Annotated in this window: 15 protein-coding genes; 6 read left to right on the top strand and 9 right to left on the bottom strand. The window is 45.9% G+C overall.

The window, feature by feature from the left end; all coding sequences use genetic code 11:
• Positions 1–14 precede the first annotated feature (14 nt).
• Complete coding sequence (locus KO473_RS14085) at positions 15–758, top strand: Crp/Fnr family transcriptional regulator (protein ID WP_122130477.1); 744 nt, start codon at positions 15–17, stop codon at positions 756–758.
• Positions 759–780: 22 nt separating this feature from the next.
• Here KO473_RS14085 and KO473_RS14090 read toward each other — a convergent pair whose 3' ends face one another.
• From KO473_RS14090 to KO473_RS14110, 5 genes are all read right to left on the bottom strand, one after another.
• Positions 781–1,224 (bottom strand): STN domain-containing protein, encoded by a 444-nt coding sequence (locus KO473_RS14090; RefSeq protein ID WP_032542818.1) that lies wholly within the window; start codon positions 1,222–1,224, stop codon positions 781–783.
• A gap of 192 nt (positions 1,225–1,416) precedes the next feature.
• Entirely contained in the window at positions 1,417–2,523 is a 1,107-nt protein-coding gene (locus tag KO473_RS14095; RefSeq protein WP_005775729.1) for a FecR family protein, read from the bottom strand.
• 109 nt (positions 2,524–2,632) lie between these two features.
• Positions 2,633–3,217: an RNA polymerase sigma factor gene (locus tag KO473_RS14100; protein WP_005810078.1), complete on the bottom strand. Its 585-nt coding sequence runs from the start codon at positions 3,215–3,217 to the stop codon at positions 2,633–2,635.
• A gap of 25 nt (positions 3,218–3,242) precedes the next feature.
• The gene (locus KO473_RS14105) at positions 3,243–4,478 is read right to left on the bottom strand and encodes a PLP-dependent transferase (RefSeq protein WP_122130478.1); all 1,236 of its coding nucleotides are present in this window, start codon (positions 4,476–4,478) and stop codon (positions 3,243–3,245) included.
• Between the two features lie 31 nt (positions 4,479–4,509).
• Complete coding sequence (locus KO473_RS14110; RefSeq protein ID WP_216035130.1) at positions 4,510–5,694, bottom strand: MalY/PatB family protein; 1,185 nt, start codon at positions 5,692–5,694, stop codon at positions 4,510–4,512.
• A 170-nt stretch (positions 5,695–5,864) separates the two neighbouring features.
• Between KO473_RS14110 and KO473_RS14115 the strand changes: the two genes are divergently transcribed.
• The 5 genes from KO473_RS14115 to KO473_RS14135 all read left to right on the top strand — a co-directional run bounded on the left by KO473_RS14115 (position 5,865) and on the right by KO473_RS14135 (position 12,509).
• Positions 5,865–6,650 carry a Cof-type HAD-IIB family hydrolase gene (locus tag KO473_RS14115; protein WP_005775725.1) on the top strand — a complete coding sequence of 262 codons (786 nt, stop codon included), beginning with the start codon at positions 5,865–5,867 and terminating at the stop codon, positions 6,648–6,650.
• A 1-nt stretch (position 6,651) separates the two neighbouring features.
• Entirely contained in the window at positions 6,652–8,652 is a 2,001-nt protein-coding gene (locus KO473_RS14120; protein ID WP_122130480.1) for an AAA family ATPase, read from the top strand.
• Positions 8,653–8,881: 229 nt separating this feature from the next.
• Positions 8,882–11,395, top strand: coding sequence for an AsmA-like C-terminal region-containing protein (locus tag KO473_RS14125; protein WP_122130481.1), 2,514 nt, complete (start codon positions 8,882–8,884; stop codon positions 11,393–11,395).
• 9 nt (positions 11,396–11,404) lie between these two features.
• Positions 11,405–12,019: an L-threonylcarbamoyladenylate synthase gene (locus KO473_RS14130; protein WP_122130482.1), complete on the top strand. Its 615-nt coding sequence runs from the start codon at positions 11,405–11,407 to the stop codon at positions 12,017–12,019.
• A 64-nt stretch (positions 12,020–12,083) separates the two neighbouring features.
• A complete protein-coding gene (locus KO473_RS14135; RefSeq protein ID WP_005810092.1) occupies positions 12,084–12,509 on the top strand; it encodes a DUF6565 domain-containing protein in 426 nt (141 codons plus the stop codon).
• Between the two features lie 99 nt (positions 12,510–12,608).
• On the opposite strand, the gene nagB is transcribed toward KO473_RS14135, so the two are convergent.
• From nagB to KO473_RS14155, 4 genes are all read right to left on the bottom strand, one after another.
• Positions 12,609–13,421, bottom strand: a complete 813-nt coding sequence (nagB, locus tag KO473_RS14140) for a glucosamine-6-phosphate deaminase (protein ID WP_005775719.1) — start codon at positions 13,419–13,421, stop codon at positions 12,609–12,611.
• Positions 13,422–13,460: 39 nt separating this feature from the next.
• Positions 13,461–14,660 carry an FprA family A-type flavoprotein gene (locus KO473_RS14145; RefSeq protein WP_122130483.1) on the bottom strand — a complete coding sequence of 400 codons (1,200 nt, stop codon included), beginning with the start codon at positions 14,658–14,660 and terminating at the stop codon, positions 13,461–13,463.
• A 113-nt stretch (positions 14,661–14,773) separates the two neighbouring features.
• Entirely contained in the window at positions 14,774–15,709 is a 936-nt protein-coding gene (locus KO473_RS14150) for a TIGR01212 family radical SAM protein (RefSeq protein ID WP_122130484.1), read from the bottom strand.
• Positions 15,710–15,895: 186 nt separating this feature from the next.
• Positions 15,896–16,738 carry a LytTR family DNA-binding domain-containing protein gene (locus KO473_RS14155; RefSeq protein WP_122130485.1) on the bottom strand — a complete coding sequence of 281 codons (843 nt, stop codon included), beginning with the start codon at positions 16,736–16,738 and terminating at the stop codon, positions 15,896–15,898.
• Positions 16,739–16,746 lie beyond the last annotated feature (8 nt).

A 16,746-nucleotide genomic window follows, 5' to 3' on the forward strand; every position in this document is an offset into this window, starting at 1 on the left:
AAAAGAAGGGGAAGATGGTTTCAGTCAACCCCTATTATCGTTACATTTGCCTTCAAATTAGAAGATTACGATATATGGAAACCATGTTCGACACCTTGTTACAACTCCCCCTGTTTCAGGGACTTTGTCATGAGGATTTCACAAATATATTAGAAAAAGTAAAACTTCATTTCACCCGTCATAAAGCAGGAGAACCGTTGATAAAAAGTGGTGAAGTATGTGACCAGTTACTTTTTTTGCTAAAAGGTAAGCTCTCTTCCGTCACCGTATCGGAAGACGAGACATTGACTGTCATAGAGTATTTCGAAGTTCCTGCCGTATTGGAACCTTACTCCATGTTTGGAATGAACACCCGGTATATATCTACCTACATTCCTCATAATGAAGAAGCACAAATGGTAAGCATCAGCAAATCATTCGTTATGGGTGAACTGTTCAAATACGATATTTTCCGCCTCAACTATATGAATATCGTCAGCAATCGTGCACAGAACCTTTACACTCGTTTGTGGGATAGAGCTCCCAAGGACATTGAAGATAAAATAATACGTTTCATATTGGCCCATATCGAAAGAATGACAGGTGAAAAACTGTTTAAAGTGAAAATGGATGATCTGGCACGCATACTGGATGATACTCGCCTGAACGTATCAAAAGCCCTCAACGGATTGCAGGAATTAAATCTGCTGGAACTCCACCGGAAAGAAATCCGCATACCCGACTTAGCACTCCTGACAGAGTGGAACGAAAAACGATAAAGAGTCGGTGCCAATCCCTCTATCAGTCGTTTGGTCCCACCTTTGTCATTACCCTCACACTATCCTTGCGAACAGTTGCTCTACAGGCATTGTGCTCCGACAAACGATAAACCACGATTTGCCTGTCGAGTCTCTGAAAAACGAGTCCCGATCCTTCTAAAACCTTCTCCATCACTCTTTGGATAGGTTCTTCCGAAACACAAATACTTATTTCCTTATGAATCTCGGTGTCTATATCGCAAGCCCACGCAAAGACAAAATCACTCTTTTGCTCGATTTCATCAAAAACCCGGATGATCGGCACACGTCTCAGATTAAAAGAAAATTTCCAGTCCGGCATCTTAACATCCTCTGACGATAAAGCTGCCCCATTACAGCACATAATGAAAATAAAGCCAAACAATACTCTATATTTTATTCTCTGTTTATCAATGTTTTCAGTTCTTACTATACGTTCTCTTTTCATGCTTTGTTCCAGTTGTTATAATACTAATTTCAGGCCATTGCATCCCTTCCCGGAGGGCATAACCATGCTTCCCGGCTCTGATATGTAGTCGTGTGTGTAAGTTAGAGGAAGGATATCACTCTATCCTTTTTGTGGGGGTTGTGTGTGTGCGTGTGTCATAGTGTTCAGTGTCATTCCATAGGCTCTACCATTTTATGGGTTCTCAGATATAAAAATAGTCCGCTCTTCTTTCCTGTAATCAGTAGAATACAGCAATGATATAGTCGTCAATACATTATCAATATTATCGGATAAATAGATCTTTCCCGAACATCTCTTACCGGTCAGGTGCTTCTTGTCACCGAAGTTAAACGACAGATTATAATATCGTCCTATCCGATTCAGTACATCCACCATATTGGCATCATCCAATTCCAAATAACCTTCCTTCCAACAGGTATATCTGGAGGCACTAACTTTTCTTTTTTCACATTGCTTCCCATCGTAGAGCACTTTTTCATTTGCTTTCATGCGTATCTCAGGACCGGACTCCGGCCGAAATCCGACTATGCCGTCCACAAGTACACACGAAGGAACCGCCTCGTCTTCATAAGCCGATACATTAAATCGGGTACCATATACCTGCACATCGAAATGTGCCGTATGCACTATGAAAGGCTTTTTGCTATCTGCGGCTACTTCGGCATACATTTCGCCTTTCAGGCTCACTTCCCTCTTCTCTCCCGAGAAATGGGTAGGAAACTTAAGAACAGAACCGGAATTCAACCAGATTTCTGTTCCGTCCTCCAGCTTCACCTTCGACCGTTTACCGTAAGGAACCACCAACTTATTGACCTCATTCTGTTCCATCCTGATCTTTTCTTGCCCGCTGTTGGGGTGGTAGACCATGGCTGATCCATCCTTACTTAAGAGCAGGTGTACATTTTGCCGGAACGAAGTTATACTGTCGCCACTTACCAGACGGATATCTTCTGATTTCAAAGGTTGCCAGACAATCTCCGCTTTTTGTTCAGTAACAGGCGTTACCGGTTCCACTCTCTCATAACGATTCAAATAAGAAATGATTCCTAATGCAATAACGATGCACACGGATATACCATAATAAGCGCCCCTCCTGATGGTTCGTTTCCGTCGCAACATGCGCAGAGAAGCATGGATCCGCTGACGAAGACGCTCATGATCATCTTTCGAGAGACGCTCCCTGTTCATCCGAACGCTCTTGAATTTTAACCACTGGAAGAATTTCTCTTCATCTTTCAAAGGATCAATATGTCTGCTATCCCGCTTCGTTTTTTCCATTCAGAATAGGTGCTTAAAGAGTTTAATAACACTATTGTCTGCATAGAACACGAACGGGCACAGGTTTCATACCCACTTTTCCCGAATAAAATTTAAATTGGTGCCTTATTTAACCAACATTAATAGAAAGCAAGAGATAGAAGAGCACTAACGTATTATTGTGCTTCAGTTTAAGTAAGGTCCGATAGAGCAGTTTACGACAAGCAGGAACACTGATTTGCATGATCTCCGCAATTTCCTCATAGGAACATTCCTGCATGTAGCGTAAATAAATAATCTCGCGTTGGCGTTCGGTCAGCACACTCAGAATTTCATCGACTTTCTGTGACACTTCCGCCTGTTCTTCCGCCGCGATCATTTCATCCTCCACGGTGATTTTGATTCTGTATGGAAGTTCATCGGTAATCTCACCGGTAAGAACCTCCGAATAGTTCCGTTTAAGTTTATAGGTGTCAATCAATTGGTTTCGCAGGGCACGCAACAAGTAAAATTTAGGATTCTGTATCTCCTGAACATCCTTCTCACGAATACATACCCTGCAAAACACGTCATGAATGGCATCCATCGCTGCCTGTTTATCAAACCCGAATCCTAAAGCATACGAAAACAAGTCGTCGACATAGTCTTTATACAGACTATCAACCGTATGTTTCGTTCTCTCTTTTTCTTCCAGGTTTTCTTTTTTTGGCAGCATTGTATAAAGTTTGTAAATGATAAATTTAGCTTTTCAGAGCCTGTATGATATCTTCCAGCAGGTCATCAGTCCGTTCCAGCCCTACCGAAAGGCGAATGGTTTTCTGACTGATGTCCATATCCCGGCGCTGCTTCTCGGTAAACGAACCGTAGATTGTGCTTGCCGGATGGATAGCTAACGTTTTATTATCAAATAAGTTCGTGGCCCTACGTATGATTCTCAACCGATTTATGAAACGAAAACATATTTCACGCGAAGGAAGGTCGAACGTCAACATCGCGCCCGGAAGAGAACCAAACTGCCGGGTACTTAATTCATAAAACGGATTGGTCTCCAAGCCGGTATAATTCACCGACTCAACCTCCGGCAGTTCTTGCAAACACCGTGCCAGTTTCAAACATGTTTCCGCCTGCCGGGCAAACCGGACTTCCATTGTTTCAAGCCCGAGTGTCTGCATATAAGCTACCTGGGGAGTCATGTATGCTCCGAGATTACGATGAATCTCCCTACGGAGTTTGGCGGTAAAAGCCTCCTTCCCAGTCTCTGTACTCAAAGCTGCCAACTTACCGGAATGGCCCCAATCAAAGGTGCCATAGTCAATTATCAGTCCTCCAATGCAGGTAGCTCCTCCCGAAATATATTTCGTACTGGACACAATCTCAATATCGACTCCGAAATCCGCGGCACGAAACACATGGAAAGGAACCGCCGTTGTATCTGCCAGCAATGGTACTCCGGCGCTATGGACAATACCGGCAAGGGCTTTCAAATCGACCACTTCCAGCTGCGGATTGGTAATAACCTCCAGAAAAAGCGCACAAGTATTTTCATCGATCTGCCTCTCCACTTCTTCAAGACATGTCAGGTCACAGAAACGTACTTCTACCCCAAAAGCTCCTAACGTACTTTTCAGGAATGAATAGGTATTGCCGAATAAATGCGCCGAAGTCACGATATTAGCTCCTGTACTTGCCAAAGTGATCAGAGCATTGCTGATGGCAGCCATTCCGGAATTCAATGCCGTCACGCTCAACGCACCAGTCACAGCCTGTATGCGTTGCTCGAAGTACTGCACTGTAGGGTTTGTAATTCGTGAATAAGCATGTCCGGCTGTCCGTCCACAGAAAGCAGCTTCCATCTCTTCAGCAGTTTCAAATTCATAAGCAGCAGTATGATATACCGGCATGGAAAGAGAATGATATGCATCCTCTTTCTCAAAAGGAGTATGCAGTATTTGTGTCTCGAAACTATTTTTTTTCATCCTGAAAGTCTTTTTATATAAATTCCACAAATTATGCTATTGTGTCATGCTTCTTCCCGTATGCCTGCTTTATCTGATCCAGTGCCTGCTTCAGCACACTTCGCGGACAAGCCACGTTAAGACGCATAAATCCTTCTCCCTCTTTGCCAAACATTGCACCATCGTTCAGTGCCAGATGTGCATCATCAACAAAGAAACTTACTAATTCTTTCTGCGACAGTCCCAGTTCGCGACAGTCCAGGAAAATCAAGTAAGAAGCCTGGGGACGAATCATCCGTATTACGGGGATATTCGCTTTCAGATATTCGTCCGTAAAATCAATATTTCCCTGAATGTATTCCAACACCTGATCCAACCACTCCGTTCCATTACTATAAGCAGCGGCCACTCCAAGATAAGCAAACAAATGTCCTTCACTGAACTCACTGGCCTCCATATACGCCTGGAAACGACGACGAATGTCTTCATCCTCTATAATACAGTACGAACTGGCAAGTCCCGGCATGTTGAAAGCTTTACTGGGCGACATAAACACGAGTGAATTCCGACGGGCTTTCTCCGATACCAACGCAAAAGTGGGATGCGTATATCCGGGCAATGTCAGGTCGGCATGGATTTCGTCCGAAATGACCAAAACCTGATTCTCATAACAGATTTCCGCAATCTCAGCCAACTCTTCCCGGGTCCATACACGTCCTCCCGGATTATGCGGATTACTAAGGATCAGTATTTTGCATCCTTTCACATCGGTACGGAAACGTTCGAAATCGATCTGATACTGTCCATCTTCCAAGACCAACGGACTATAGACCACTTCCCGATGATTATGTTCCGTTACCAGAAAAAACGGATGGTAGACAGGAGGCATCACCATCACCCGATCGCCCGGAACAGTGAAACATTGCAAAGCAAAAGCCAGTCCACGCACAATTCCCGGAGTAAATGTCAGCATCTCCCGGGTAATATTCCACCCATGGCGTTCTTTCTGCCAGTTGATAATGGATGTATACCAGGCTTCGCAGGCAAAAGTATATCCCAACACTTCATGATCCAACCGGCGACGGATGGCTTCTATCACAAAAGGTGGAGTACGGAAATCCATGTCGGCCACCCACATCGGAAGCAAGTCATTTCGTCCCCAACGTTCCGGCACTGCGTCATACTTCACCGAGTCTGTCCTCCGGCGTTCTATCACTTCATCAAAGTTATATTTCATAAGGGTTCTCTTTTTAAGTTCAGCCTGCAAATGTACAATTCATCTGTTTCATAATGAAACCAAATGAGCTATTTTAGCAGACAGCAGTTAAAATTTACCATCATTGTGGTATTCAGTTACTCTATATCAGGCTTTTTCAGTACATTTGTGCTCCATTAAAGAAAAGACGTATGATAAAAGCCCTGTTTTTTGATATAGACGGGACGTTGGTTAGTTTCAACACGCACGAAATTCCTTCGTCTGCCCTCTCGGCCATAACCGAAGCCAAAGCTAAAGGAATTAAGATTTTCATTGCTACCGGACGTCCGAAAGCGATTATTAACAACCTGTCGGCCCTCCAGAAACAAAGTTTGATAGACGGTTACATCACCATGAACGGAGGATACTGCTTTGTAGGAGATGAAGTGATTTACAAACATTCCATCCCGGCAGAAGATGTCAAGACACTTGCTGCCCTTTCGGACGAGAAAGGTTTTCCCTGCATCTTTGTCGCCGAACATACCGTAGCCGTCTGCAACCCCAACGAACTGGTAAACCAAATTTTCCACGAGTTCCTGCATGTAGACATCCTGCCCGTTCAGACTACTGCCGAAGCTACCCAAACCGAGATCTTCCAGATGACCCCGTTCATCACCACCGAAGACGAAAAAAACATATTGCCTTTACTCCCGCACTGTGAGTCCGGACGCTGGTTTCCGGCATTCACAGATGTTGTGGCAAAAGGTATCCGTAAGCAAAAAGGGATAGACGAAATCATCCGCCATTTCGGCATTCGCCTGGAAGAGACAATGGCATTCGGCGACGGAGGCAACGACATCAGCATGCTGCGCCATGCAGCCATCGGAGTGGCCATGGGCAATGCAAACGACGAAGTCAAAGAGGCAGCCGATTATGTGACTGCATCGGTGGACGAAGACGGCATACAAAAAGCATTAAAACATTTCGGTATCATCTGACGTGGAATTTACTATAGACACCGGCAATAAAGAATTTCAGGATGCACTGAACCTGATTCAGTACACCCGGCAATCGGTTTTCCTCACCGGAAAAGCGGGGACGGGTAAATCGACTTTCCTGAAGTATATCTGCAAGAACACCAAGAAAAAGCATATCGTACTGGCCCCCACCGGCATCGCCGCCATTAATGCCGGTGGCAGTACTTTACACAGTTTCTTCAAGCTCCCCTTCCATCCATTGCTGCCCGACGACCCCAACCTAAGCCTGCAACGGGGACGTATCCACGAATTCTTCAAGTATACCAAGCCCCATCGGAAGCTGTTGGAACAGGTAGAGTTGGTCATTATCGACGAGATATCGATGGTGCGGGCAGATATGATTGATGCCGTAGACCGCATCCTGCGAGTATACAGCCGCAACCTGCGTGACCCATTCGGCGGGAAACAGGTTTTACTGGTGGGCGATGTATTCCAGCTGGAACCGGTGATCAAAGGAGACGAACGAGAAATTATCAACCGCTTCTATCCCACTCCTTACTTTTTTTCGGCACGGGTTTTCAACGAAATAGAGTTGGTATCCATCGAATTGCAAAAGGTATACCGGCAGTCGGACGCGGTTTTTGTCAGCGTACTCGATCACATTCGCAGCGGAGCTGCCGGAGCCGCAGACCTTCAGTTGCTCAATACCCGCTATGGCGCTCCCATCGATGCCTCGGAAGAGGATATGTACATCACCCTTGCCACCCGTCGCGATACGGTGGAAACCATCAATGACCGACGACTTGCCGAACTCCCCGGAGATCCGGTAGTATTCGAAGGCGAAATCAACGGAGATTTTCCCGAAAGCAGCCTGCCGACATCCAAGGACCTGACTTTGAAACCCGGAGCACAAATCATCTTTATCAAGAACGATTTTGAACGCCGCTGGGTGAACGGGACCATCGGTGTAGTAAGCGGAATCGATAACGACGGTATCATCTATGTCATCACCGATGACGGTAAAGAGTGCGATGTCCACCGTGAATCGTGGCGAAACATTCGCTATAAGTACAATGAAGAAAAAAAAGAGATCGAAGAAGAAGAATTAGGCACCTTCACTCAATATCCCATTCGGCTGGCATGGGCCATCACCGTACACAAAAGCCAGGGATTGACCTTCAGTCGCGTAGTTATCGACTTCACCGGTGGAGTGTTCGCCGGAGGACAAGCATACGTAGCTCTCAGCCGTTGCACCTCGCTCGAGGGCATTCAATTAAAAAAGCCTGTCAGCCGTGCCGACATCTTTGTCCGTCCCGAAATCGTAAGTTTTTCCGGAAGATTCAACAACCGGCAAGCTATCGACAAAGCTCTGAAACAGGCACAAGCTGATGTGCAATATGCCGCAGCTGCCCATGCTTTCGACAAAGGAGATTTCGAATCGTGTCTTGAACAGTTTTTCTTGGCCATCCACTCCCGTTACGACATAGAGAAGCCTACCGCCCGGAGACTGATCCGCCGGAAACTGGGTGTCATCAACCTGTTGCGTGAACAGAAAAGGAAGTTACAGGAACAAATGGCCGCACAGCAAAAAAGTCTGCAAAAGTATGCGCGGGAATATCTGCTGATGGGCAACGAATGCATCACCCAGGCACATGATACCCGGGCTGCACTGGCCAATTACGACAAAGCAATCGAACTATATCCCGAATACACCGATGCATGGATACGGAAAGGAATCACACTTTTCAACGAGAAAGAGTTCTTTGATGCCGAGAGTTGCCTGAACCGGGCAGTCAGTCTTCGTCCGACAGATTTCAAGGCACTCTACAACCGGGGCAAACTCCGTCTGAAAACAGAGAATACGGAAGGCGCCTTGGCCGATCTCGACAAAGCAACCACCTTGAAACCGGAACATCCAGGTGCACACGAACTTTTTGGAGATGCACTGCTGAAGGTGGGGAAAGAGACAGAAGCGGCCATACAATGGCGAATCGCAGAGGAATTACGAAAAAAGAAGAAATAAGATAAGTTCATTTCTTCAATGGTCTTGAAGTCGATTCACCACAGAGTAACACGGAACTTCACAGAGTTTTAATCTTTTATTATAGGTACTTAAAATTTCTGTGAGACTCCGTGTTACTCTGTGGTGAGCTTAACTTGCTCCTATCCAAACATAATCCATCATCACCTTGGACTTCTCGTCTTTTATTATTAACTTTGTTATCACTATCAACCTAACAACCAGTGCAATTATGAAAAAAGGACTCAAAATTACAGCAATCGTCATCGGTGTCATCCTGATACTGATGTTTCTCCTTCCTTTTGCCTTCCGTGGCAAAATTGAAGGTATCGTAAAAGCCGAAGGAAACAAAATGCTGAACGCCCGGTTCGATTTCAGCAGCCTCGACATCAGTCTGTTCCGTAATTTCCCGAAAGCTTCCGTTACCTTAAACGATTTTTGGCTGAAAGGAACAGGAGCGTTTGAAAACGACACGCTGGTGAAAGCCGGTGAAGTTACTGCCGCCATTAACCTGTTTTCGCTCTTCGGAGACAGCGGATACGATGTTTCCAAAGTATCTGTCACAGATACCTGGCTACATGCCATCGTACTTCCTGACGGCAAAGCCAACTGGGATATCATGAAACCCGATTCAGCCACCGTCAGCGAGACATCGGAGAGCAGCGAATCTTCTCCCTTCCGGGTTAAACTTCAGCGCTTTGTTATCAAGAACATGAATGTGGTGTATGACGACCGGCAGTCCGCCATGTATGCCGACATACACAATTTCAATGCGCTTTGCTCGGGCGACTTGGGCAGCGACCAGACTTTGCTCAATTTAGAAGCAGAGACCGAAGCCCTGACTTATAAGATGAATGGTATTCCCTTCCTCTCACAAGCCAACATCTATGCCAAAATGGACGTGGACGCTGACCTCGTACATCACAAATTCACACTGAAAAAGAATGAATTTCGCCTCAACGCCATTAAGGCAGGCATCGACGGATGGGTAGAACTGAAAGATCCTGCCATCGACATGGACCTGAAGCTCAATACCAGCGAAGTGGGCTTTAAGGAAATTCTGTCCCTGATACCAGCCATCTACTCCAAAGAATTCAAGAATCTGAAAACAGACGGAACCGCTACCCTCGAAGCCACGGCAAAAGGAGTATTGCAAGGTGATACCGTCCCCCGGTTCGATGTGCAATTATCAGTAAAGAATGCCATGTTCCGTTATCCGTCCCTGCCGGCAGGAGTCGACCAGATCAACATTGACGCACAAGTACGTAACCCGGGAGGTAATATCGACCTGACAGAAATCAACATTCGTCCTTTCAGCTTCCGTCTGGCAAACAACCCGTTTAGCCTGACTGCCGATATAAAGACACCGGTCAGCGATCCGGACTTTACAGCCGAAGCAAAGGGAGTGCTTAATTTAGGAATGATCAAGCAAGTATACCCGTTGGACGACATGGAACTGAATGGCACCATTCGCGCGGATATGAAGATGGGCGGACGCCTTTCGTACATCGAAAAAGAGCAATATGACCGTTTCTCCGCATCGGGTACCATCGCCCTTAGCGACATGAAACTAAAAATGAAAGAGATACCTGATGTAGAAATCAGACAATCCCTGTTCACTTTCACTCCGAAATATCTGCAACTCAGCGAGACCACAGTAGTTATTGGCAAGAACGACCTTACCGCCGACAGCCGGTTCGAAAATTACATGGGTTATGCTCTGAAAGGCACTACATTGAAAGGTACATTGAATGTCCGGTCGAACCATCTCAATCTGAACGACTTTATGACAGCCTCAACCGACAGTACCACCCAAACGGCACAGGCAGCTTCGCCCGATGAAGCAGCCAGCCTGATAGAGGTTCCACGCAATATCGATTTCCAGATGGATGCCAACCTGAAAGAGGTATTGTTCGACAAGATGGCCTTTACGAATATGAATGGAAAACTGGTTGTAAAAGACGGAAAAGTGGATATGAAAAACTTGTCGATGAACACCATGGGAGGCAAGGCTATTATGAACGGATATTATTCTACCGCCGACTTTAAAAAACCGGAGATGAATGCGGGGTTCCGCCTGGAGGGACTCAGCTTTGCACAAGCCTACAAAGAATTGAATATGGTACAGCAAATGGCTCCTATTTTCGAGAATCTGAAAGGAAACTTCTCCGGCAACATGCATGTGCAGACTTTGCTCGACAACCGGATGGAGCCCGTCATGGATACGATGCAAGGCAATGGCAGCCTTTCGACCAAAGACCTTAGCCTCAGCGGTGTAAAGGTCATCGACCAGATAGCCGATGCCGTAAAGAAGCCTGAACTCAAAGAAATGAAAGTGAAGGACATGACGCTGGACTTCACCATCAAGGAGGGAAGGGTGTCTACCGAACCGTTCGACATTAAGTTAGGAGACTATGTGATGAACCTTTCAGGAAGTACGGGACTTGACCAGACCATCGACTACTCGGGAAAAATCAAGCTACCGGCATCAGCGGGTGATATTGCCAAACTGACTACACTCGACCTGAAAATAGGGGGCACTTTCTCTTCGCCCAAAGTTTCACTGGATACGAAAAGCATGACCAACCAGGCAGTGGAAGCAGTCACAGATAAGGCAATCAGCGAAATAGGGAAAAAACTGGGACTGGATTCGGCAACTACGGCCAATAAAGATTCCGTGAAGGAAAAAGTAAAGGAAAAAGCCGTAGAAAAAGCACTTGATTTCTTAAAAAAGAAGATTAAATAACGAACAATTATGATACTCAAACTTTACGAGAAAAACAATAATCCCCAGAACCTGCAACGGATTGTAGACCTGCTGAATGACGGGGGACTGATTATCTATCCCACGGATACCATGTATGCCATCGGTTGCCACGGCCTGAAGGAACGTGCCATCGAGCGCATCTGCCGGATTAAGGAAATAGACCCAAAGAAAAACAATCTCTCTATCATCTGCTACGACCTGAGCAGTATCAGCGAATATGCCAAGGTAGACAATAACATCTTCAAACTGATGAAACGCAACCTGCCCGGTCCCTTCACCTTTATTCTGAACGGAACGAACCGGTTGCCTAAAATCTTCCGTAACCGGAAGGAAGTGGGTATCCGTATGCCGGACAACCACATCATCCGGGAGATCGCGCGTCTGCTGGATGCTCCGATCATGACCACTACCCTGCCTCATGACGAACACGAAGACATAGAGTATATCACTGACCCGGAGCTGATAGACGAGAAGTTCGGTGACCAGGTAGATCTTGTGATCGACGGAGGAATCGGCGGAATCGAACCTTCGACCATCGTAAACTGTACTGACGGAGAGGTAACCATCGTCCGGCAAGGAAAAGGGGAACTGGAAGAATCCTGACCCGGGCAAACAATTTTCAAATACACGGTGTTAATATATAAAACCTAAACAATAGTATTTGATTATGAAGAAAGTATTATTCCTTGCATTAGTACTGGCCATTGCCACCGCATGCAGCCAAACAAAGGAGTCGTATCTGGACGGCTTCAAGCTTTTTGTCGAAAACGTACAAAAAAACGCCCAGGACTATACAAAAGCCGACTGGGAAAAAGCTGACGAGCAATTTACGAAGCTAAAAGACAGTTATAACAAATTCAGTGAGCAAATGACCTCGAACGAAAAGGACGAGATAGTAAAACTGGAATCCACTTATGCCGCCCTGAAGCTGAAGAAAATAGGCAATGACTTGAAAGAGGGTGCCAAAGACGCTTTTGAGAAAGCCAAAGACACAGCGAAGGATGCAGCAAAAGATGTGAAAGAAGGTACCCAAAAAGCTGTGAAGAAAGGCGAGAAAGCAATGGAAGGGATCAAAGACGGTCTGAAAGATTAGTCCCGCCCAACCGGACTTCATGTATCAGACCGATAAAAAGAAGAGGATAGGCCGAAAAAACGATTGACCTATCCTCTTCTTTATTTTTATGCTTATGTATTACTTCAGCAACGATTGCGGATCGAGATGATCTGCTTCGATGTCCTTGAAGTAACGGTAAGTACCTACTTTCAGTTCGGCAGTAGCAGCATCGTCACAAACGATGATACCCTTCTCGTGCATCTGTAACGCACTGATAGTCCACATCTGAGTAATAGCACCTTCTACGGCATGATACAATGCACGTGCTTTGTTGTGGCCGTTTACGATAATCATCACCTCACGGGCAGAAAGCACAGTACCTACTCCGACTGTCAACGAAGTTTTGGGAACCTTGTTGATATCATTATCGAAGAAGCGGGAGTTAGCGATAATCGTATCCGTAGTCAGTGTCTTCTGACGAGTGCGAGAACTCAGTGAAGAACCCGGCTCGTTGAAAGCGATATGACCGTCGGGACCGATACCTCCCATAAACAGGTCGATACCACCATACGATTTGATCTTCTCTTCATAACGTGCACATTCAGCATCCAGATCGGCAGCATTCCCATTCAGAATGTTCGTGTTCTCCGGTTTGATGTCGATATGGCTGAAGAAGTTGTTCCACATAAAAGAATAGTAGCTTTCCGGATGTTCCTTCGGCAGTCCCACATATTCGTCCATGTTGAAAGTAACAACATTCTGGAACGATACGATTCCTTTTTTATTCAGGTCGATCAGTGCCTTATACATACCCAGAGGAGATGATCCGGTGGGGCAACCCAATACGAAAGGTTTTTCCGGAGTAGGATTGGCAGCTTTGATCTTAGCAGCAACATAATGTGCTGCCCATTGAGAAACGGACTGATAGTCCGGCTGAATGATTAGTCTCATGTTCGATTGTTTTTATCAGGTTAATAAATTAGGGGTAACTTATACTCTGTCTTTTTTTAAACGGTCGGCCATGGCACGCGCCAGATTCTCACACTGTTGATAGGTGATATCATTCATGGCCTGTTTCATCTCTACAGGGTCGCCGACCAGTTCGAATTTACTTTTTTCGGCAAACTCGGCCATGCGTTTCACAGCGGCACCGGCCCATGTGAACGAACCGAAATAGCCCAGATAACGTCCTTTCAACTCACGTACCAGTATTTTGGACAGAAGTGACTCTATTTCCGGAAAAATCTGGTTACTGTAAGTCGGGCTGCCGACAATCAACCCTTTGTAACGGAAGATATCGGCAAGGATATAAGAAGGATTGCTCTTGCTGACGTTGTGCATCACAATGTTTTTAATTCCCTGGGCCGACAGTTCGGCAGCAATGGCCTCCGCCATCTGTTCGGTATTGCCATACATGCTTCCGTAAGCAATCACCACACCTTCGTCTGCATCGTAGCGGCTCAGTTTATCGTAAATGCCTACCACCTTAGTGATATTTTCGGTCCATACCGGACCGTGTGTAGAGCAAATGGTCGAAATGGGAAGTCCTCCCAGTTTTTGCAAAGCTTTCTGTACGGGCGAACCGTATTTTCCGACGATATTGGAGTAATAACGTACCATTTCGCCCCAATAGTGATCGATATTCATGCGTGTATCCACAAATCCGCCATCCAGCGTACCGAAACAGCCGAACCCATCACCGGAGAAGAGTACACCATCCGTTTCGTCGAATGTCATCATCGTTTCCGGCCAATGCACCATCGGAGTAAGGTAAAAACGCAGTTTATGACATCCGAGAGCAAGGAAATCACCATCTTTTATCAGATATTGCTCGCCTGTCACACCATAGAAACCTTCGATCATTCCAAAAGTCTGCTTATTGCCAACGATTACAATATCAGGATAGTGCTGTTTAATCAATCGGATAGAACCTGAATGGTCCGGTTCCATGTGATTTATAATCAAATAGTTGATAGGACGGTCGCCTATGATACTTCTGATTTTACGAAGATATACTTCGAAATAGCAAATATCCACTGTATCAATCAGTGCCACCATTTCATCATCAATCAGATAAGAGTTATACGAAACTCCATAGGGCAAAGGCCACATTCCCTCAAAGAGGTGCTTGTTACGGTCGTTAACTCCCACATAATGAACGTTTCCTTTAATTCTTGTTTTCTGTTCCATTCTATATTTTAGTTTAATTAATTACGGGGCACGAGTAACAACACCCAACGGCACTCTAAACTTGCAACTCGTAACTCGCAACTCATTCGCTTCGCAAAAATAGTTCTTTTTTTCTAAACCCAGTATGCCTTTCCCTGATAAGCACCTCTTTCTTTCATTCTTTTTTGCACGCGGGCTGTAAATTCATAATTCTTCAATCCCCAGTCGGGTGCAATCAAGAGTTCTTTAGGTGATTGTGAAACAAAACGTTCGAGTATCAAGTCGGGACGCAGATGTTCCACATAATCGATTACCAGATCGATATACTCGTCGACACTAAAGAGATGAAAATCTTCGGGATGGAGTTCAAACTCACGTGCCATTTTCGTGCCACGTATCAGCTGCAACTGATGCATCTTGAGAGTAGTCAGGGGCAAACGTGACAACTCTGCCGCCTGGGCAATGATCTCTTCGCGGCTCTCTCCCGGAAAACCGAGAATGACGTGTCCCCCGGTTAAAATACCACACGCTGCGGTCCGGTGGACAGCTTCTACCGTATCGGCATAGGTATGCCCCCGGTTAATGCGTTTGAGTATAGCATCCCGGGTGGTTTCAATGCCATACTCCACCAAAAGGAAAGAGTGTTTATTCAGCTCTTCCAGATAATGCAGCAGAGGATCCGGCATGCAATCGGGACGTGTACCGATGACCAATCCCACTACACCATCTACGCTCAGAGCTTCTTCGTATTTCCGTTTCAGTCCTTCAAGTTCGGCATAAGTATTGGTATAAGCCTGAAAATAGGCCAGATATTTCATATCCGGATATTTATGGGCAAAGAACTGCTTCCCCTCTTCAAGTTGCCGGGTGACGGATTTCTCCGTTTTGCAGTATTCGGGATTGAATGTCTGGTTATTACAATATGTACAGCCTCCCAGCCCCTTCGTTCCGTCCCGGTTGGGACATGTAAAACCCGCATTGAGAGATATCTTCTGCACCTTGTAAGGAAAATATTTTTTCAGAAAGCAAGTAAACTCGTTGTATAAAGGCATCGGAGCCGATTCAGTCATAGAATATTATATTTTTGCAATTAGTGCAAATATAATAAATCTATTCCGGCTACCGGTCCTTTCTCCATAAGATTTTTATGAAAGGGTGTAGCCATCCGGAGGAAAGGGTGTAGCCCCAGGCACAAAAGGGTGTAGCCATCCGCTTCGTATGGCTACACCCTTCCGTTTATTCCCAGATAGGAGTTATTATAGCTCCAGCCGTTCTTTCAGCAGCTTATATCCGGAGTTACTCACTTTCAGCTTGACCCCATTTTTCAGTAAGAGTTGATAGTTCTCTTTCCCGAAGAGTTCCACCCGTGATATTTGTGTCACGTTTACTATCGTAGAGCGATGTACGCGCACAAATCCGGCCGACGGCAGATGGGCATCGAAGTACTTCATCGTCTGCTCTTTGACATATTGTCCCGAAGGGGTCACTAATGTGACGTAATCGCCACATGCCTGTATGTACAGCAATTCGTCGGTACAGATCAGGTGAATATGCGTACCGTCTTTCACCGTGATGCGGTCAATGCATTCCGCCTCTTCCGACGACGCTTTCTCTTCGCGGCATCCGGTCTGCTTCAGTTCTTCACGAAGGGCTTCTTCTCTTGAAACAGCCTCTTCTAATATCTCCTCCTGAACAGTGCTCAACGACTGTAAACGATACCACAACATCATCACTCCCCAAGCCAATGCTCCGAACAGTATGCGGAAAGGGAGCGTCTCTCCGAAAGACGCATAGACTTGTCCCAGGTTCTGTTCCATCACATATTGCACGGCAAAGCCTCCCGCCAGCCAAAAAAGCAGCGCCAGGGCGGCTATCAGCAGATCTGTTTGCAATATGGAGACGAGGCCGATGACATACCATGCCAGATAGGCCAGGAGGCAAAGCAAACCGACGGATAAAAAGCCGTCTATTGCAGCCGGAAGCGTGTCGGCCCCGGCATAGCCCCAAAGTAATGCTGTTTGTATCCCTGCTGCGGCAACGGCCAATATCAATGCCGTCATCCACCGTCGGGAAGATTCTTGTATAGGATGTATATCCATGTTTTATT

Source organism: Bacteroides sp. HF-4919 (assembly GCF_018860125.1).